The sequence below is a fragment of the Ruegeria sp. CDSA079 genome (assembly GCF_059612245.1).
On sequence record NZ_JBXWQF010000010.1, the window covers coordinates 16567 to 35182 of the forward strand.

General features: G+C 59.7%; 18 protein-coding genes. 7 read left to right on the forward strand and 11 right to left on the reverse strand.

All coding sequences use genetic code 11. The features are described from left to right. The first annotated feature begins 16 nt into the window (after positions 1-16). Genes deoC through AC2FJZ_RS12270 form a run of 3 tightly spaced genes read left to right on the forward strand, consistent with a single transcriptional unit; the run spans position 17 to position 4193 of the window. On the forward strand, positions 17-1015 hold the full coding sequence (gene deoC / locus AC2FJZ_RS12260; RefSeq protein WP_496670679.1) for a deoxyribose-phosphate aldolase: 999 nt from the start codon (positions 17-19) through the stop codon (positions 1013-1015). A gap of 11 nt (positions 1016-1026) precedes the next feature. Then, positions 1027-3360 carry an aldehyde dehydrogenase family protein gene (locus tag AC2FJZ_RS12265; protein ID WP_496777833.1) on the forward strand — a complete coding sequence of 778 codons (2334 nt, stop codon included), beginning with the start codon at positions 1027-1029 and terminating at the stop codon, positions 3358-3360. A 23-nt stretch (positions 3361-3383) separates the two neighbouring features. Continuing rightward, on the forward strand, positions 3384-4193 hold the full coding sequence (locus AC2FJZ_RS12270) for an SDR family oxidoreductase (RefSeq protein WP_496777835.1): 810 nt from the start codon (positions 3384-3386) through the stop codon (positions 4191-4193). A 21-nt stretch (positions 4194-4214) separates the two neighbouring features. Here AC2FJZ_RS12270 and AC2FJZ_RS12275 read toward each other — a convergent pair whose 3' ends face one another. The 7 genes from AC2FJZ_RS12275 to AC2FJZ_RS12305 all read right to left on the reverse strand — a co-directional run bounded on the left by AC2FJZ_RS12275 (position 4215) and on the right by AC2FJZ_RS12305 (position 12687). Continuing rightward, positions 4215-5525: a M16 family metallopeptidase gene (locus AC2FJZ_RS12275; RefSeq protein ID WP_496777837.1), complete on the reverse strand. Its 1311-nt coding sequence runs from the start codon at positions 5523-5525 to the stop codon at positions 4215-4217. Continuing rightward, entirely contained in the window at positions 5522-6862 is a 1341-nt protein-coding gene (locus tag AC2FJZ_RS12280) for a M16 family metallopeptidase (RefSeq protein ID WP_496777839.1), read from the reverse strand. The genes AC2FJZ_RS12275 and AC2FJZ_RS12280 overlap by 4 nt, the downstream gene beginning before the upstream one ends. An 81-nt stretch (positions 6863-6943) precedes the next feature. Then, positions 6944-7459: a DUF3035 domain-containing protein gene (locus AC2FJZ_RS12285; RefSeq protein ID WP_050605066.1), complete on the reverse strand. Its 516-nt coding sequence runs from the start codon at positions 7457-7459 to the stop codon at positions 6944-6946. Between the two features lie 50 nt (positions 7460-7509). Then, positions 7510-7986 carry a signal peptidase II gene (lspA, locus tag AC2FJZ_RS12290; protein WP_496777841.1) on the reverse strand — a complete coding sequence of 159 codons (477 nt, stop codon included), beginning with the start codon at positions 7984-7986 and terminating at the stop codon, positions 7510-7512. Continuing rightward, positions 7986-9575, reverse strand: coding sequence for a bifunctional phosphoribosylaminoimidazolecarboxamide formyltransferase/IMP cyclohydrolase (gene purH, locus AC2FJZ_RS12295; RefSeq protein ID WP_496777842.1), 1590 nt, complete (start codon positions 9573-9575; stop codon positions 7986-7988). Before purH ends, lspA begins: the two co-directional genes overlap by 1 nt. A 22-nt stretch (positions 9576-9597) precedes the next feature. Further along, a complete protein-coding gene (locus AC2FJZ_RS12300) occupies positions 9598-11337 on the reverse strand; it encodes a heparinase II/III family protein (protein WP_496777844.1) in 1740 nt (579 codons plus the stop codon). A gap of 90 nt (positions 11338-11427) precedes the next feature. Then, positions 11428-12687, reverse strand: a complete 1260-nt coding sequence (locus AC2FJZ_RS12305) for an RsmB/NOP family class I SAM-dependent RNA methyltransferase (protein ID WP_496777845.1) — start codon at positions 12685-12687, stop codon at positions 11428-11430. Positions 12688-12775: 88 nt separating this feature from the next. On the opposite strand from AC2FJZ_RS12305, the gene AC2FJZ_RS12310 reads away from it, so the two are divergent. Beyond that, a complete protein-coding gene (locus AC2FJZ_RS12310) occupies positions 12776-12958 on the forward strand; it encodes a DUF1674 domain-containing protein (protein ID WP_496777847.1) in 183 nt (60 codons plus the stop codon). Between the two features lie 4 nt (positions 12959-12962). On the opposite strand, the gene AC2FJZ_RS12315 is transcribed toward AC2FJZ_RS12310, so the two are convergent. Further along, the gene (locus AC2FJZ_RS12315; RefSeq protein WP_496777848.1) at positions 12963-13817 is read right to left on the reverse strand and encodes a LysR family transcriptional regulator; all 855 of its coding nucleotides are present in this window, start codon (positions 13815-13817) and stop codon (positions 12963-12965) included. Positions 13818-13915: 98 nt separating this feature from the next. On the opposite strand from AC2FJZ_RS12315, the gene tmpA reads away from it, so the two are divergent. Genes tmpA through AC2FJZ_RS12330 form a run of 3 tightly spaced genes read left to right on the forward strand, consistent with a single transcriptional unit; the run spans position 13916 to position 16304 of the window. After that, the gene (gene tmpA / locus AC2FJZ_RS12320; protein WP_496777850.1) at positions 13916-15052 is read left to right on the forward strand and encodes a 2-trimethylaminoethylphosphonate dioxygenase; all 1137 of its coding nucleotides are present in this window, start codon (positions 13916-13918) and stop codon (positions 15050-15052) included. Continuing rightward, positions 15049-15639 carry a (R)-1-hydroxy-2-trimethylaminoethylphosphonate oxygenase gene (gene tmpB, locus AC2FJZ_RS12325; RefSeq protein ID WP_496777851.1) on the forward strand — a complete coding sequence of 197 codons (591 nt, stop codon included), beginning with the start codon at positions 15049-15051 and terminating at the stop codon, positions 15637-15639. Before tmpA ends, tmpB begins: the two co-directional genes overlap by 4 nt. After that, complete coding sequence (locus tag AC2FJZ_RS12330; RefSeq protein WP_496777852.1) at positions 15636-16304, forward strand: ureidoglycolate lyase; 669 nt, start codon at positions 15636-15638, stop codon at positions 16302-16304. The genes tmpB and AC2FJZ_RS12330 overlap by 4 nt, the downstream gene beginning before the upstream one ends. Here AC2FJZ_RS12330 and AC2FJZ_RS12335 read toward each other — a convergent pair. The 3 genes from AC2FJZ_RS12335 to dapB form a co-directional block, all read right to left on the reverse strand. Then, positions 16291-16968, reverse strand: a complete 678-nt coding sequence (locus AC2FJZ_RS12335) for a DUF2306 domain-containing protein (protein ID WP_496777853.1) — start codon at positions 16966-16968, stop codon at positions 16291-16293. The two genes, AC2FJZ_RS12330 and AC2FJZ_RS12335, sit on opposite strands and share 14 nt — an antisense overlap. 147 nt (positions 16969-17115) lie before the next feature. Then, positions 17116-17676 (reverse strand): M48 family metalloprotease, encoded by a 561-nt coding sequence (locus tag AC2FJZ_RS12340; RefSeq protein WP_496777855.1) that lies wholly within the window; start codon positions 17674-17676, stop codon positions 17116-17118. A gap of 88 nt (positions 17677-17764) precedes the next feature. Beyond that, entirely contained in the window at positions 17765-18574 is an 810-nt protein-coding gene (dapB, locus tag AC2FJZ_RS12345) for a 4-hydroxy-tetrahydrodipicolinate reductase (RefSeq protein ID WP_496777857.1), read from the reverse strand. Positions 18575-18616: the final 42 nt, after the last annotated feature.

Below are 18616 nucleotides of genomic sequence, written 5' to 3' on the forward strand. Positions count from 1 at the left end.
CCCAAAGGACGTGACTATGGATACGCAGAGCTCAGAAAGCCCCGTGCGCACCGCGCATCTGCCGCAAGTGACTGAACCCCGGAATCCCGGCATGGAACTGGATCTGGATTGGGTCCGCGCTGTTCAGGCCAACACTTCCGCGATTGAACGTCGGGCAGCCACCCTGCCCGGGCGTCGGTCAGTGAAAAAAGAGTATCAGGCCGCGTGGCTGCTGAAGGCGATCACGATGATCGACCTGACCACCTTGTCCGGCGATGACACCGTGGGTCGCGTGCGCCGTCTGTGCGCCAAGGCGCGCCAGCCCGTTGCGCCTTCAGTCCTCCAAACGCTGGAAATGCCGCCGATCACCACGGGCGCCGTCTGTGTCTATCACGACATGATCGAAACCGCCGTGAACGCGCTGAACGGCACCGGCATTCCGGTTGCTGCTGTCTCGACAGGTTTCCCGGCGGGCCTGTCCCCTTTCCACCTGCGCGTGGCAGAGATCGAAGAAAGCGTGAAAGCCGGTGCAGAAGAGATCGACATCGTGATCTCGCGCCGTCATGTGCTGTCGGGCGATTGGCAGGCGCTGTATGAAGAGATGAAGGCTTTCCGCGTGGCCTGCGGCGATGCCCATGTCAAAGCCATCCTTGCGACCGGTGAACTGGGCAGCCTGCGCAACGTCGCGCGCGCCTCGCTGGTCTGCATGATGGCGGGGGCGGATTTCATAAAAACCTCGACCGGCAAGGAAAGCGTCAACGCCACCCTGCCAGTGTCTCTGGTGATGATCCGAGCGATCCGCGATTACTATGATCGCACCGGGTATCGAGTTGGATACAAGCCTGCGGGTGGCATTTCGAAAGCCAAGGATGCGCTGGTCTATCTGTCGCTGATCAAGGACGAGCTGGGCGACCGTTGGCTGGAGCCGGATCTGTTCCGCTTTGGAGCGTCATCGCTGCTGGGCGACATCGAGCGGCAGTTGGAACACTATGTCACCGGGACCTACTCGGCTGGCTACCGTCACTCCATGGGCTGAGGACAAGAACAATGACAGTCAAAGAGATTTTCGAGACCATGGATTACGGCCCCGCCCCCGAAAGTGCTGCCGAGGCGCTGGCCTGGCTGGTCGATCAGGGTGACAAGTTCGGTCACTATATCGATGGCGCCTTCACCAAGCCCGGTAAAGGCTTCGACAGCCGCAACCCAGCTAATGGCGAAGTGCTTGCCAAGCTGACACAGGCGAAACAGGCCGACGTAGACGCTGCTGTTGGCGCTGCGCGACAAGCACAGCCAAAGTGGGAGAAGCTGGGCGGCGCAGGCCGCGCACGGTATCTCTATGCCATTGCGCGCCTGCTGCAGAAGCATTCGCGTCTGTTCGCGGTGCTGGAGAGCATGGACAACGGGAAACCGATCCGCGAGTCGCGCGATATCGACATCCCGCTGGCACAGCGGCACTTCTACTATCACGCGGGCATGGCGCAATTGATGGAGAGCGAACTGCCGGACACGCAGGCGCTTGGCGTATGCGGCCAGATCATCCCGTGGAACTTCCCGCTGCTGATGTTGGCTTGGAAGATCGCGCCTGCTCTGGCGATGGGTAACACGGTGGTACTGAAACCAGCCGAGTATACATCGCTGACCGCACTGCTGTTTGCCGATATCTGTTCGCAGGCCGGGCTGCCGAAGGGCGTGGTCAACATCGTCACCGGAGACGGTGCGGTGGGCGAGATGATCGTGAACGCGGACGTGGACAAGATCGCCTTCACCGGCTCGACCGTTGTGGGCCGCCGTATCCGCGAGGCGACTGCGGGTTCGGGCAAGGAACTGACATTGGAGCTGGGTGGTAAATCCGCCTACATCGTGTTCGACGACGCCGATATTGACAGTGCCATCGAAGGACTGGTGGACGCGATCTGGTTCAATCAGGGTCAGGTCTGCTGTGCTGGTTCCCGTCTGTTGGTTCAGGAAGGTATCGCTGATCGCTTCCACGAGAAACTGCGCGCCCGGATGGACGGCTTGCGCATCGGTGATCCGCTGGACAAATGCATCGACGTGGGCGCGGTCGTTGACCCGGTCCAGTTGCAGACCATCAAGGGCATGGTCGAAAGCAACACAGCTGGCCACGTGCATCAGGCGGCCTGCCAGCTACCCGAAAATGGCTGCTACTATCCGCCGACGCTTATCTCTGGCCTCGAAACCTCTGACCCGCTGATGCAGGAGGAGATCTTTGGCCCGGTTCTGGTGTCCTCGACATTCCGTACGCCTGCTGAAGCGGTCGAACTGGCCAACAACACCCGTTACGGGTTGGCCGCGACCGTCTGGACCGAGAATGTGAACCTCGCGCTGGATATCGCGCCCAAACTGGTTGCGGGCGTGGTCTGGGTCAATGCGACCAACCTGTTCGACGCCGCCGCCGGTTTCGGTGGTGTGCGCGAGAGTGGCTTTGGCAGAGAAGGCGGTTGGGAAGGTCTGGCCGCCTATACCAAGCCCAAAGGCAAGGCCAAACCGCTGTCGAAGGTCGATGCAACAATGGGCGAAGGTGCTCCGGTCGACCCGATCGACCGCACCGCCAAGATGTATGTCGGTGGCAAACAGGCGCGGCCTGATGGTGGATATTCGAAGCCTGTCTGGGGCAAATCCGGCCTGCTGGGTCACGTTGGGCTGGCTAACCGGAAAGACGTACGCAACGCTGTTGAGGCCGCTGCAGGTGCCAAAGGCTGGTCCAGGACCACCGGCCACCTGCGGGCGCAGATCCTGTATTACATCGGCGAAAACCTCTCGGCGCGTGCTGATGAATTCGCGGCTCGGATCGACGCGATGACCGGCAAGAAGGACGGTACGAAAGAGGCCGAAGCCTCGATTCAACGCCTGTTCACCGCCGCCGCCTGGGCCGACAAATATGACGGTCAGGTCCATGGCGTTCCGATCCGGGGTGTAGCGATTGCGATGAAAGAACCGGTTGGCGTGATCGGTGCCCTTTGCGCCGATGAAGCGCCCCTGTTGGGACTGGTTTCAGCCATGGCGCCTGCGATTGCGATGGGCAACCGGACGGTTTTGGTTTCCTCGGAACCCTATCCGCTGGCAGCGACGGACTTCTACCAGATCCTTGAGACCTCTGACGTCCCCGCAGGCGTGGTCAACATCCTGACCGGCAGTCATGCGGAACTGGCGAAACCGCTGGCCTCGCACCTGAACGTGGATGCGGTCTGGTCATTTTCGTCCACTGACCTGTCGAAAGAGATCGAAGCGGTCTCGGCCGGGAACTTGAAACGCACCTGGGTCAATAACGCGACGACATTTGACTGGAGCATGGACCAATCGCGCCGCTTCCTGCAGGCTGCGACCGAAGTGAAGAACATCTGGGTGCCCTACGGCGAGTAGGGCTCCCGCCACGGGAGGCCTACATGGATTATTCAGGAAAAACCGTCATTGTCATTGGCGGAACCAGCGGTATCAATCGCGGCATTGCCGAGGCCTTTGCGGCCTCGGGCGCTAAACTGGCGGTCGCAAGCCGGTCGCAGGAAAAGGTCGATGATACCGTCATCGCGCTGAAACAAGCGGGCGCACAAGACGCGATCGGCGCGGCGTTTGATGTGCGTGATCCGGATGCTGTAACCGATGGATTGAAGCAGTTTCACTACGCCTTCGGTGATTTCGACGTGCTGATCTCAGGCGCTGCAGGCAACTTCCCGGCACTGGCAGCTGAGATGTCGGTGAATGCGTTCAAGACGGTAATCGATATCGACCTGATGGGCACCATCCACGTGATGAAAGGGGCCTACCCCTACCTGAAACGTCCCGGTGCCAGCATCATCAACATCTCCGCACCGCAATCTTATCTGCCCTATGAGGGCCAAGCCCATGTCTGCGCCGCCAAGGCAGGCGTCGATCAGATCACCCGCACGCTGTCGATGGAATGGGGGGTCGAGGGCATCCGCGTGAACTCGGTCGTGCCGGGGTTCATCGAAGGCACCGAGGGTGCGAAACGTCTGGCCCCCACCCCAGATGCCGGAGAAGCGTTGCGCCGCGACGTGCCGTTGGGCCGCTGGGGTCAGCCGCAGGACGTGGCCAATGCCTGCCTGTTTCTTAGCTCGGACATGGCCAGCTATATCAGCGGAACGGTTCTGGCCGTGGATGGCGCGCTGTATCAACGCGGCTCAGGCAAATTCGGCCAAATAATGGGTGAGATGCTGCGCAGTATGAAAAAAGGGTGAGCCACGCTCACTCCTTCCAGTTCAGTTCGTTGTGTCCAGACCAACCGGTTTGCCAACGACAGTAAAGTGCAAGCCATCCGGGTCGAGCAGTTCGGCAGCGACCCGGTTCACGTCTTCCAAAGTCACCGCGTTCACCTTGTCATTCCGGGTAGCAATATAGTCGATTGGCAGACCTTCCATCTGCATACCAACCATGATCCCGGCAATCTGTCCGTTGCCATCAAAGCGCAACGGATAGGCGCCGGTCAGATAGGTCTTGGCGTCGTCCAGTTCCATCTGCGTCATGCCTTCAGTGGCCGCACGAGCCCATTCATCCCGGATCACCTCAACCGCTTCGGCAATACGATCGTTCGCAGAGGACACAGACCCCAGATAGACCGAGGCCAGATCCTTGGGTACCAGATAGGTTCCGACGCCATAGGTCAGGCCGCGCTTTTCTCGCACTTCCTGCATAAGGCGGCTTTCGAACCCGCCACCGCCGAGGATGTGGTTCAGGACAAACGCCGCAAAGAAATCCGGGTCGTCCCGATCAATGCCAGCCTGACCGAACAGGGCCACCGATTGCGGTGTGTCAAACTCGACGACGCTGACACCACCGGGAATAGTCACATCTGCTTTGTCCGGTATGGGCTTACCGGTCTCGGGCAAATCGGCAAGCAAGGTATCAAGCAACGCACCCAGTTCTTCCGCGGTGATGTCGCCCACGGCTCCGACATACAGGCGGTCTTTGGCAAACACGCTGTCATACGCGGCCACCACGTCATCCCGAGTCAGGGTCGAAACGCTTTCGATCGAGCCTTTCCCTTCGGACCCGTACGGATGGTCGCCATAGGCCATCTTTGCAAAGTTTAGGCCCGCGATCTCATTCGGGTCGGTCTGATCCGAGCGCAATCCCGACAGAATCTGCGCGCGCACGCGGTCAATGGCATCCTGATCGAAACGCGGCTCGTGCAGAGTGGTTCGCAAAAGGTCGACCACCTCATCCCGGTTCTCGGTCAGAAAACGCGCCGAGATCGAAACGGTATCGTCGCCCGCGTTATATTTGAAGGACGCGGCCAGCGCTTCAAGTTCACGGGCATAGGTTTGGGCGTCCATATCGCCCGCGCCTTCTTCGATCAGGCCGCTCATCAAATAAACGGCACCGCGCTTATTCGGATCATCCAGAGAGGTGCCGCCCCGAAACCGCAGTTCCAGCGCCGCGAAGGGAATCGAGTGATCTTCGACCAGCCAGGCTTTGATACCGCCGGGCGAGGTCACTTCTTCGATCTCGATCTCAGCCAGGGCCGGCAGAGCAACCAGACAGGCAATCAGAGTTGCAAGAAACCGTTTCATTGCGTCACCTCATCATCGCGCATCAGCCAGCCTGTGACCGATGTCTCGGGTTGCAGAACTTCGCGGGCGGTGGCGATGATTTCATCACCGGTCACGGCCTGAAGAATATCGGGCCAAGCCTGCACATCCTCTACCGTCAGGCCGCTGGTCAGGGCACGACCATACCGGTTGCCGATCCCATCCACATTGTCGCGGGCATAGATTTGTGACGCGCGTAGCTGCATCTTGATACGGTTCAGATCGTCTTCGTTCACACCTTCGGCAATAAAGTCGGCCACGGCCTGATCCATGGCATCTTCTGCCTCTTGCAGGGAAACACCTTCGGCCGGAACAACCAACAGATCGAAGGTCGTGTCATCCAGCGAGACGCCGCGATAGAACGCCCCTGCATAGACAACTTTTTGCTCATCAAACTGAAGCTTTTCGTTCAGGTACGACGTGGTGCTGCCGCCCAACAACTCGGCCAGCAAAAACAGGGCTGCGGCCTTTTCCTGGTCACCCGGATCGCGTTCCGGGGCCAGATAGCTGCGTTGCACATAGGGCTGCGCCACGCGCGGGTCCTTGTAGGTCAGGCGTCGTTCGGCCGTGTGTGGCGGTTCTTGCGACCGCACCCGCTCGGGCAAGTCCGCGTTGGCCGGGATCACACCGTAATACTGCTCGGCAAGGGCGCGGACCTCAACAGGCTCAACATCGCCTGTGACCACCAGAATGGCGTTATTGGGCGCATAATGGGTCTGGTAGAACGACAGCGCATCTTCCATGTCCAGTTCTTCCATCTCGTGCATCCAGCCGATGATCGGCACGCCGTAGCGATGGTTGAGATACTGCGCGGCATTCATCTGTTCGCCGAACAAAGCACGCGGGTTGTTCTCGGTGCGCTGGTTGCGTTCTTCAAGGATCACGTCACGTTCGGTCAGAATATCCCCTTCACTCAGGCGCAGGTTCCGCATCCGGTCGGATTCCATCTGCATCATCAGTTCCAGACGGTCGGCAGCAACGCGCTGGAAATACGCCGTGTAGTCATATGAGGTGAACGCGTTGTCATTGCCGCCATTGGCCGCGACGGTGGCCGAAAACTCGCCCGGGGCCAGCGTATCGGTGCCTTTGAACAACAGGTGTTCCAGGAAATGCGCCACACCGGACGACCCGATCGGCTCATCCGCGGATCCGGCGCGGTACCAGACCATGTGTTGCACGACCGGGGCGCGGTGGTCTTCGACCACGACGACATCCATGCCGTTGTCCAGAGTGAATGTGGTGACCGCTTCTTTTCCGTCCTCGGCAAAAACCGGGGTGGCGGCGATCAGGGCAGCCGATAAGGCCAGGGCCCGAACCATGGGGCATCCTCCGTTTCGTTTCTGGTATTCAAACTACGGTGGTGCGGCCCGGGTTCAAGCCCGATGACGGAAAGTTAAGAATTATTCACCCGGCGGCGATGACGGGGTTTCAATCCCGGCGTTACGCGCGGCGTTGGTTTCCGCATAGGGATTGATGGATTGCCGCTCGTAGACCTGCCCATAGCGGTCAACAGGGAACAGGCGCAAACCGGTCCAGCGGCCACGGCGTTTTCGGAACGCGGCATCTTCGGCCTCGACAACCTGGCGCGCATCGGGTGACACACCATACCGGCTGGAGGCCGTGACCAGTGCCGCGTCTGAAGATGGCACAGCTGTATTTGGGTTCAATGCCGACGCATTGCCACCCAGCGCAGCCACGGCGTCAGCGTTCGGATTCGGATCCGTCAGGTTTCCACCGCCGGGCGTAGGCGCGGGCAGAAATGCATAATCCTGAGGCTGCGTCAGCGGTTTGACCGGCAAAACCGAAAACTCGTCCGGACCGGGTCCCGGAGGCGCCAGATCCCGCAGACCGGGATTCGAACATGCCGCAACCGCAGCGGCAACAGTCAGAACAATAATGGCGCGCGGCATCCGCATTGGTGTCTCCAGCCTGTTTAAGGCGCTTTTATCGCATTTCATTCGGCGCGTCACGAGGGCTTTTTGCCATCAAACAGGACCAGACCAATGGCCCCTGCAAAAATAAACACATCTGCCAGGTTGAACACAAACGGGTTGTTGATGCCGCAACAGGACATGTTCAGGAAATCCAGAACGAACCCGTAAAGAACCCGGTCCACCACATTCCCAAGCGCTCCGCCAATCAGAAGACCAGCGCACAAGAGCATGAGATTCGATGTGGCCGTGCGGCTGAGCCAGACAAGAACTCCGACACAGATTGCAACCGATACGCCGATCAGCACCCAGCGCGCAGTGTCGGAGTCGCCCTGAAACAGGCCAAAGTTGATGCCGCGATTCTCGCCGTATTTGAAGACAAGAAACGGCGGCAGAACGTCGATGCCACTTGGTTGCTCAGCCACGCGCATAACATGAACGACCAGATACTTGCTGATCTGGTCGATCGCAAAGGCAGCCAAAGCCGCCCAGAGAAGCAGGCGAGACCGCATCAGTGACGGAAATGCCGCATACCGGTGAAGACCATGGCCAGCCCGGCCTCATCTGCGGCTGCAATCACTTCGTCATCGCGCATGGACCCACCGGGTTGGATGACGCAGGTTGCACCGGCGTCGGCGGCTTCCATCAGACCGTCTGGGAAAGGGAAAAAGGCATCCGATGCGACAGCAGATCCGATGGTCAGCGGTTGGGGCAGGCCCAGCACATCCGCCATCCGCTCGGCTTTCTTGGCCGCGATCAGGGCCGAATCCACACGGCTCATCTGGCCCGCGCCCACACCCACAGTCGCGCCATCCTTGACGTAGACGATGGCGTTGGATTTGACGTGTTTCGCCACTTTCCACGCAAACAGCAGGTCACGCATCTGTTCGTCAGTCGGGGCTTTTTTGGTGACGACCTTCAAGTCATCCATGCCGACAAACCCGTTATCCTTGTCCTGTACAAGCAGGCCTCCGGCCACCTGACGGACGGTTTTACCACCTGCTGTCACATCAGGCAGGCCGTCGGTCGTCAGCAGGCGAAGGTTCTTTTTGGCTGCAAAAATCGCCTTGGCTTCGTCAGAAGCACCCGGAGCAATCACCACTTCGGTGAAGATGCCGGTAATCTCTTGCGCGGTTTCTGCATCCAGCGGCTGGTTCAGCGCCACGATCCCGCCGAAGGCCGAGGTTCGGTCGCAGTCAAACGCGGCCTTGTAGGCCTCAAGCAGGTTTGCACCTGTGGCCACGCCGCAAGGGTTGGCGTGTTTGATAATGGCACAAGCCGCGCCCTGAGCGGGGTCGAATTCAGCAACCAGCTCAAACGCAGCGTCCGTGTCATTGATGTTATTGTAGCTCAGCTCTTTGCCCTGATGCTGCACGGCGGTGGCCACACCCGGGCGGTTCGTGCCGTCCGTATAGAAGGCAGCCTGCTGATGGCTGTTCTCGCCATAGCGCAGGGTCTGTTTCAACTCACCGGCAAAGGCGCGGCGCTTAGGGGCTTCAAGCTCCAGCGCATCGGCCAGCCAGTTGGATACGGCTGTGTCATAGGCCGCGGTGCGGGCATAGGCCTTTTGCGCCAGCTTCCGGCGGAATTTCGGACAGGTCGCACAGTTGTGCTGATCCATATCGCCCAGCAGTTTGTCGTAATCCTCTACGTCCACGACCACGTTTACAAACGTATGGTTCTTGGCCGCCGCGCGGATCATCGCCGGACCGCCAATGTCGATATTCTCGACGCACTCATCATAACCTGCGCCTTTGGCAACGGTGGCCTCGAACGGGTAGAGGTTCACCACCAGCAGATCAATTGCACCGATGCCGTGTTCATCCATCGCGGCAACATGGGTGTCATTGTCGCGCAACGCCAGCAGGCCGCCATGCACCATTGGGTGCAGGGTTTTGACGCGGCCATCCATCATCTCGGGGAAGCCGGTGACCTCGCTAACATCCTTGACCGCAAGCCCCGCATCGCGCAGCGCCTTGGCCGTGCCGCCGGTCGACAGCAGCTCGACCCCGCGCTCGGCCAGCGCCTTGCCCAGCTCGATCAGCCCGGTTTTGTCGGATACGGAAAGCAACGCGCGGCGCACGGGGTGAAGATCGGTCATGGGTCCAAAGGTCCTTTTGGCGTCAGTCGAATTCTGGCTCGTCCCGGTGCGTATCGCGCACGGCATAGGCTGTGTCCTGTGCCTTGCTCAGAGTCCACCGGATGCGCGTCGCATACTCCATTGCGCGGCCAGATAGAACGATCTGTTTTGTCGCGCGTGGCTTTAAACGCCCTTTTTCAAGGTAAACGCTTGGCTCGACGGACAATTTTCCAACGCCATCATGGCGGAAAACCCAAATCTCACCGCTTTTGAGCGCCATGGACACCGCCGCCCCGCCCAGATCCAACGCTGCATCCACGTCTGGATGCAGATGAAAACGGATATCAAACCCGATCCCCTTGAGCCCCGAGGCGTCCAACGCCTTGTCAAACTGGCGCTTTGCCTTGTCAGTCGCGGTCAGCAGAATATCCTCGACCATCAGCTCACGACCATCGAACCGCAATTCAAAGGTCCGCGCATGGGTCAGGCCGAACACTTTGCCATACCCGTCATGCCCGGCCATGAAGCGGATACCTTCAAATGCATCTTCGAAATCAACAGGCACATCTTGCGGCGCATCCACCAACGCCTGACTTTCGCGGCCGGGCATGGGATTGGCCAGCCGGGCGCTGGAGAATCCATCCAGGCACAGTGTCGAATGCGACGGCGTTGCCCGCCCGGCGCGGCGCCATTCCAACCCGAAACTGGCCCCAGACCCGCAATTCACAATCAACGGACGCCGCCCCGAAGTCAGCTCGAACGCCAGAGTAGAGGCGTGGGCATTGAACGACGCGGCACCGGTGGGCGGCGCACTGGCATCCACGATTACGGTGGTGCGTGCAGCGGACAGGCGGGCGTAGCCCATCGGTAATTCCGTCGCTGCCTTATGTTTGACGCCACTTTGTGCAAGGGCCTGTTCCAGACGTCCCTCGACACCGCGTCCGCCACCATGGAACCGCGCCAGCGCCCCATCTGCATGGCGCAGGCTGCGCAGGGTCGGCGCAATCCGCTTGATCGCATTGACCTGCGCGACAGGCGCACCGCGCCCCAGATTATTCAGTGCCGCCGTGGTCCAGCTGAGCAGTGTGAACACTTCCAGCAATTCCTCTGGGTTTCGGGTGGGAATACCGCCCTGCGCGTCCACCTGCCTGTCGCATTCGCTGGCCAGGGCACGCAAGGCTGGATCAGCCATATGCTCCAACCCTTCCAACGCCAAACCGGCCTGCACCAGCCCGGCCAAAGCTTCGAATCGGGGCAGGCCCGGGGTTGCAGCCTGCCAGCGTTTGGACAGGAACCATGTCTGTTGGGCCAGCGAGCGAAAGAACAGCTTGCTTTGCTTTTCATCTGCACCACGCAGCAGAAAGATCGCGTGGTTGATCCAGCGCATGACTCGCCGACCGGTCAGGTCAGGCACCCAACCGGGGCCTTGCCCGCGACCATGCGCTTCAATCCAGCCCCAGACCCAACGTTGCGCCTTTTCGCGTGCACGCATGTCTCCGACTGCGGCCAGATCGTCCAGCCATGCGAAACCATGGCGTTCATCATCAAAGCCAGCGCTTGGGGCTGTGACATCCCACAGTCCGGTATCTTCCGCCTCGACCAGATACCCGGCGAACAAAAGGTTTCCGGCGACCAGTTGCCGTCCGCGGGCAAACGAGCCCACAGTGCGCGGATCAGGTTGCGCTACAAATCCCGTGACCGCCTTTTGCCGTTGGCTCAGGCGCGCGTAGAAACGGTTTTGAAACCGCATCCACCGACTGGTCATGGTGTCCGAGTTCGACATGTCTCGCGTTACTCTGCCCCTTGCGCTCTGCTGGCGCTTGAGACCCAACGATAGACCGCGCCGATCGTCAAGTCATCGAAAAGCGTACACTCAGGCGGATTTGGTCAGACAGGCAATATAGAACCCATCCATGCCACCATTATCCGGCCAGTAGTCAGGTCGCAGACGCAGGCCGCCCTCGTCGGTCATCCACCCAGCTTCGACACCCGGTATGTTCGTTGCGTCGCGATCCACGCTCATATCGGGATACATCTCCAGCGCCTCTTCGACCTGCACCTCACCTTCATCCGGCAACAAGGAACAGGTGCAATAGACCAGGCGTCCACCGGGTTTCAACAAGCCCCAGGCATGGGCGAGCATCTGGGACTGAAGTTCAATCAATCCACCGAATTCAGACCCATCCTTGGCAAACGGCAAATCTGGGTGCCGTCGGATCGTACCCGTGGCCGAACACGGCGCATCCAGCAGGATCGCATCGTACTGGCCTTGATGCTCCAGCGCATCCGCAACAACAACCTCCGCCTTCAATCCGGTCCGTGCAAGGTTTTCACGCACCCGGTCCATCCGAGAGCCCGACACATCCAGCGCCGTAACATCCACCCCGGCGGCTGCCATTTGCATCGTTTTACCTCCGGGCGCTGCACAAAGGTCCAGCACCTTCTCGCCCGCCTTGGGCGCCAGAACGCGAACTGGCAAAGCAGCCGCCGCATCCTGCACCCACCAATCCCCGGCTTTGTACCCCGGCAGGGTCGAAACCTGACCGGCATCCTGCAAGCGAATTGAGCCTGTCGGCAACACATTACCCGAAGGGCCTGCCGCCCCCGGCTTCAAAGTCAGATCAAGCGGTGCACCGGCGAAATGCGCCTGCTCCATCCCGGCCACGGCATCCGCGCCCCACGCCATGATCAGGGGATCGCGAAGCCATTTTGGCAAACGTGGGACACGCATCTTGGGCCAGGCTTCCGGCCCTTCGGCTGCCACTTTGCGCAGAACTGCGTTAACCAGACCCTTAAGACGCCCATGCTTGCGCGAACGGCTGATGATCTCGACCATCGAATTCACCACGCCATGCGCGGCTTCACCGTTGCACAGCTCAACCGCGCCCAATCTCAGCGCGTTATGAACCGTTAGGGCGGGTGTGCGGTTCAGATGGTTTTCCAGCAACCTGTCGGCGCGTTCCAGTCCGCGCAAGGTCTCCAACGCCAACCGCTGAGCACGCGCGCGATCTTCAGGCCCCAGCCGGTCCAATGCGCCCGCTGCGAGACATTCGGGCAACAGGCGGCCTTCCCCAAGGACCTGATCGAGAAGATAGATTGCGCTGCGCCGTGCTGCAGTTGCGCTGTTTTCCATTGTACCGCCTTCATGTGACCTGCGCCCGCATTGCCATTGGCGGACGCGGGCGTATATCAAGACGCAGCACGGAAAGGAAGCCGATGTCATGACTGACGACCGCAAAGATCTGCCCCCCGCCGCCCAGCGCGCACTGGCCGAAGCGGAAGAGCGCCGACGCAAAGCCGAAGCCAAGGCCAAGGAACTGCCCAAGGAACTGGGCGGGCGCGATGGACCGGACCCCGCCCGTTATGGTGATTGGGAAAAGAAGGGTATCGCGATCGATTTCTGAACGATCAGCCGCGCAGCGCCTGCAAGAAATCCTCGATCAATGCGCGCTGTTTCTTGGACTTTGCCCGGTCTTCGGGCCATGTCAGCCAATACCCGTCTTTGGTTTGAAGTTCAGGCTGGTCCAACCTGCGCAATCGCCCCTCTTGAAGATCGGCCGAGGCCAGGGGAACCGACCCCAGCACCACACCAAGCCCGCGCCGCGCCGCCGAGATCGAATGCTCCATCGAATCAAAACTGATTTGGGACGGCGGTACATCCTGTTGATCGCATTTCTGGGCCCATTCTCGCCAACCGGGGCGTTCACCACGCAAATCGATCAAAGGTGCGCCCCAATCGACACCCGGGGCCGCCATGGGCACAAGGACCTCGCGCGCGATCAAAGCCGCATCGCGCCCCACCCACATGCCTCGGCCATATCGGATTTGCAGCCACGTGCGTTCTTCATCCAGCGAAGACCGCCGTGCAACCGAGTCCGTCATCACCCCCACCTTGGGCCACAACTGGTGGAAGGCAGGTAGAGCAGGCAGGACCAGCGCATGAATGTTCGAAGACAACCCGGCCACCCGCAACTCACGCGGGGACTTCCCGAACAAATCCTCGGTGTTGCGCTCCAACGCTTGCAGGCTGTCTTGCACTAGCGGCAAATAGCTCTCGCCTTCCACAGTAAGCGAAACACCCCGTGCCTCACGTACGAACAAAGACCGGCCCAGCCAAGCCTCGAGGTTTCCGATCCGTTGGCTGACAGCGGCCTGTGTCAAACCAAACTCTTTGGCTGCGGCCGAGAACCCACCCAAACGCCCCGCTGCCTCGAACACGCGCAACCAGTCCAGAGGTGGCAGTCCGATCTTCTTTTTAGCCATAAGATTTTCCAAGCCTCAGCCGAAATAAGGATTAATTGTCGTAATGCCACGAACAGCCTATCTGCTCAACTAAAGCCCGCGCTGAACAGGAGACCCCCATGCTGCGCTCTGCCACCCACGACACCTCGGTCGTCACCGTCGCGTTTGACACCGGAACCCAAGCCCGCTTTCACGCCATCTGGCTGCGCGACAACGCGCTGGACCCCGAAACCCGCGCGCCCGGAAACGGCCAGCGTCTGATCACCATCGGCGATATCCCTGCAAACATCTCGGTCAGTGCAGCCGAGGTTGTTTCGGGCGGTTTGCAGGTCACGTTCCAGCCTGAAGGCAAGACTGTTACCTTCCCGGCCGACTGGCTGGCCGAACACAGTTACGACCGCGATCAAGATGTAGCACTGGGTCGTATCTCACCGGGTATAAAGACATGGGAACGCGGCATCGAAGCACCCAGCGGCGATTGGAACGAGGTCCATGCCAGCCCTGCAGCCAAGCGCAATTGGCTGGCTTCTGTGGCAGAATTCGGCTTCGCCAAGCTGACGGGCGGGCCAACCGAGCCGGAATCGCTGCTGAAAGTTGCGGGCCTGTTCGGCTATGTGCGTGAAACCAACTATGGCCCCTATTTCGAAGTGCGGACCGAGGTGAACCCGACCAACCTCGCTTATACCGGGCTGGGTTTGCAGGCCCATACCGATAATCCCTATCGCGACCCGGTACCTACGCTACAAATCCTCTATTGTCTTGAGAACTCAGCCGAAGGTGGCGACTCGATCGTGGTCGATGGTTTTCGCGCTGCCGAAAAACTGCGCGCACAGAACCCCGAGGGTTTTGCCCTACTGGCAGGCCACCCAGCACGGTTTGAATACAAAGGTTCAGACGGGGTCTGGCTGCGGTCGCGCCGTCCGATGATCGAGCTGTCTCCGGATGGGGAATTGATCGGCATCCGCTTCAACAACCGTTCGTCCGCGCCTTTCGTGGACGTACCATTCGACAAGATGGAAGCTTATTACGCCGCCTATCGTCAGCTAGGCGAGATCATCGACGACCCGGCCATGGGCGTGTCGTTCAAACTGGAACCGGGTGAAAGCTTTATCGTCGACAACACCCGCGTTCTGCACGCACGGCTGGGCTATTCCGGTGCGGGTTCGCGTTGGTTGCAGGGGTGTTACGCCGACAAGGATGGTCTGCTGTCGACGCTGGCTGCGATGCAGATGGCCCAACCGGAGGCAGCGGAATGAAACCCGATTTCTCAACTTTGAACAGGGAAAACATCGTGGCCTTCATTGGCGACATCTTTGAACGTCGCGGCGGCGAAGAATATTTGGGTGAACCCGTCACCATGGCCGAGCACATGCTGCAAGGGGCCACCATCGCCGAGCAGAACGGTCAACCCGAAGAAATTATCGTCGGCGCGTTGCTGCACGACATCGGGCACTTTACGTCCGAGTTCGGCACTTATCACCCCGACGACACCGAAGACCGCCATCACGAGGATGCAGGGGCCGAAGTGCTGGAACAGTTCTTCCCCTCGGTCATCACTGATTGTTGCCGTTACCACGTGGCGGCCAAGAGGTATCTCTGCGCCACTAAGCCCGAATATTTCAACCGCCTGTCTGCCGCCTCGGTCCATACATTGGAACTGCAAGGTGGACCGATGAGCGCCCAGGAAGTAGCCGAATTCGAAGCCAACCCAAACCTGAAAGAGATCATTCAAGTACGCTATCTCGACGAGGCCGGGAAACGCGCGGATATGGAGACCCCCGATTTCGCCCATTTTGCACCGATGGTGCAGCGCATGGTCGACAGACATCTGGGAACAACATGACTGCGCCCGAGTACATTTTCGAAGCCAGTTCCAAGCCATCCCTGCCGTGGCATGAGGTTCCCCTGATTAGGGCAACGGAAGATACGGTCAAGGGTTATGGCTGCCTTGTCGATGACCCTGAATCTTTTGAAATCGAAATAGTGCGCTGGCCCCAGCAAGGCTGGCGCCCCATCGACGAAGGAACAGGTGACGAAGGTGGCTGGGTCGAAGGCACGTTCAAATGCGATTGGCAGGGCGATGTCCTGTATGGCGAAAACGAAGCGGTCAAAGGTCACTACGTTCTTGGCTGGTCTGCCGATCCTCAGAACGCGCAGACGGACCGGCAAACCACGCCACGGGATCAGGTGCTTCTGTGGCACATGAACTACCACCCGGATGGAGGGCAGATGTTCTGGCCGCTGGACAACAAGCCGTTCATCGTGCCAGCTGCCCTTCCCGGAGATAACCTGACCCCCGACAAGGTGGTGGCATTCTGGTGTGACGGATCGCGCGGTTTGTATATCCACCCCGGTATCTGGCACGAAGGGATTTTCCCGGTCGAAGACAATCAGCGCTTTCTTGACCGTCAAGGGGCCGTTCATGCCCGGGTCAGCGCGGATATTGGCAAGGAATTCGGCGTGTATCTGGCCTGCTCATTGCGCGAAGACAAGATCAGGAACCTGTAAACAAATCCCCTTGATGCCCTGACCGTCTGCGCACGATCCAAACCTGCACGGCCAGCAAATACGGCACGTAGAACGCAAAGTTCTGAACCAGATCAAAAGGGCCCGAGAAATCGGGCTCTGACCCAAGACCACCGGTCGCCAGATACCAAAGTGTGTAATGCACCCGATACAGCCACGACCCCAGCGCCAGCCAGAACAGCCGCAACCCCCAGCTCCAATGTCTTGCGCGATCCCCGGTCAGGGCCATGCGCGCCACCATTAAGGCCGCAGTGAACAGGCAGAGGCCATACAGAAAGAAGGCAGCAGACATCACTGGGCCGCCGATTGTTCCGCGTAATGGGATATATGTCATGCCCGCCGCCCCGGTCATCAGCGCCAACGCAACCAAGCCAGTTCCCAACGCGCGGTGAAATCGGTTGTACCTGAGGCGAAGGCCTTTCAGCAGTTGAAGCGGCACAAGCATGAGCAACAATGTGCCAGCCAGGATGTGCAACGTCATGGCCGTATTGGCGACAATCTGGCCATCGGCAAACAGGTAGCTTTGCGTGGCTGCTTTGTCCGACAGCCCAACGCCAATCATACCAAACCCATGCACAACAAAAGGCAGTAGCGTCAGATAAAACAGCGCCAAAAGAAGGCCCGGCACCACTCCAGATTTCAACATACCCATAGCAGAACTTTAGCTTTGAAAGACGATCCGTCTACGAGGATAAAAGTCAGAACTCGAATCTTGACATGCAAACACGGCAATTGCTGTTTTAGCCCCCATTCAAAAAGGCGGTGAGGCGTCATTGAACCGTGCGACCGGCAGTCACTCGTGATCAATCGAATGCGAGCTCGGTGATGGCCGTGTCCTGATAATGTGTTCCGGGATAAACTTCAGTGATCTCAAAGTTGACCCACGATACTGGACCATAGTCGGCAAGCGCAGATCTGCCCTGCCAGCCGGCGGCTGTGCAGCCGGAGTTGCTGTGGCAGGTGACTGTCCTTTTCGACGCAACCAGCCACGCTCAACAGCCGCGAGGCGTTGATGTTGCGGTGGGTGCGTCACTGACCCCTCTGCTGGCAGCGTGGCCCAAAGAGACTGCGCCTCTTCCAGGTTCGCTCCGAGTGCTGCCAGGATGAAGCCTGCGTATTCGTCTGCTTCCAATTCGGTCGGCGGACGTGATCCTGTACCGGTAATGGTATGCCCCTGCAGGTGATGACCGACCTCATGCGCCATGACGCCATATAGCTGCCAGCGCGCATTGGGGTCCGCCTCGTACTGCGCCAGCCATTCGGGGTTGAATGCCAGATAGCGTTCGCCGTCTATGATGACCGCAGCAGCGTTACCAACTTCATCCGTTTCAACTACCTGATAATTCGGCACCATACCTGACCTTCTCTTGTTGAAGTCAGTCTGGGTTTGTTTTTCTGCAATCGTAAAGGGTTATGAATGCGAAACAGGGTTGTAAACTGGCTCACAACCCCAGCACGTCCACCATATCGTATTGTCCGGGTGCCTTGCCCTGCCCCCACAGCGCGGCCTTGAGTGCACCACGGGCAAAGATCGCGCGGTCGCTGGCCAAATGACGCAGGACGATGCGTTCTCCGGGCGCGGCGAACAGCACATCATGTTCACCAACAATGTCGCCGCCGCGAATGGCGTGGAAGCCGATGTCACCGCGCTTGCGCGCGCCGGTGATGCCATCGCGACCCCGATCAGACACATCCGCCAGCTTGACGCCGCGCCCCTCAGCAGCCGCCTCACCCAGCATCAGTGCCGTGCCCGAGGGCGCGTCAACCTTGTGGTGGTGATGGCCTTCGATGATCTCGATGTCGAAATCTTCATCCAACGCCGCAGCAACCTTGTTGGTCAGTTGCACCAGAAGGTTCACGCCAAGACTCATATTCCCGGCCCGCACGATCACTGCATGGCGCGCGGCAGGTTCCAGCGCCGCGATTTGGTCGTCGGACATGCCGGTTGTCCCGATCACGTGGACACAGCGCGCCTGCGCAGCCAGAGCGGCAAATTCCAAAGTCGCTTCGGGCGCGGTAAAATCGATCACCGCTTGCGCCTGTGCGAATGCTTCCAACGGGTCATCGGTCACGATGACACCCAGCGCCTGCCCGCCCATGGCCGTACCCACATCCTGACCGATCCAGTCATGCCCTTTGCGCTCGACCACGCCAACCAGACGCGCCTGATCGCTGTCGGTGACAGTCTTGATCAGCATCTGCCCCATACGGCCCGAAGCCCCTGTGATGACGATCCCCGGAATATGGGTCATTGCGCTGGTCCTTTCTCGAATTCGGCTCAAAGCCTCCTACCC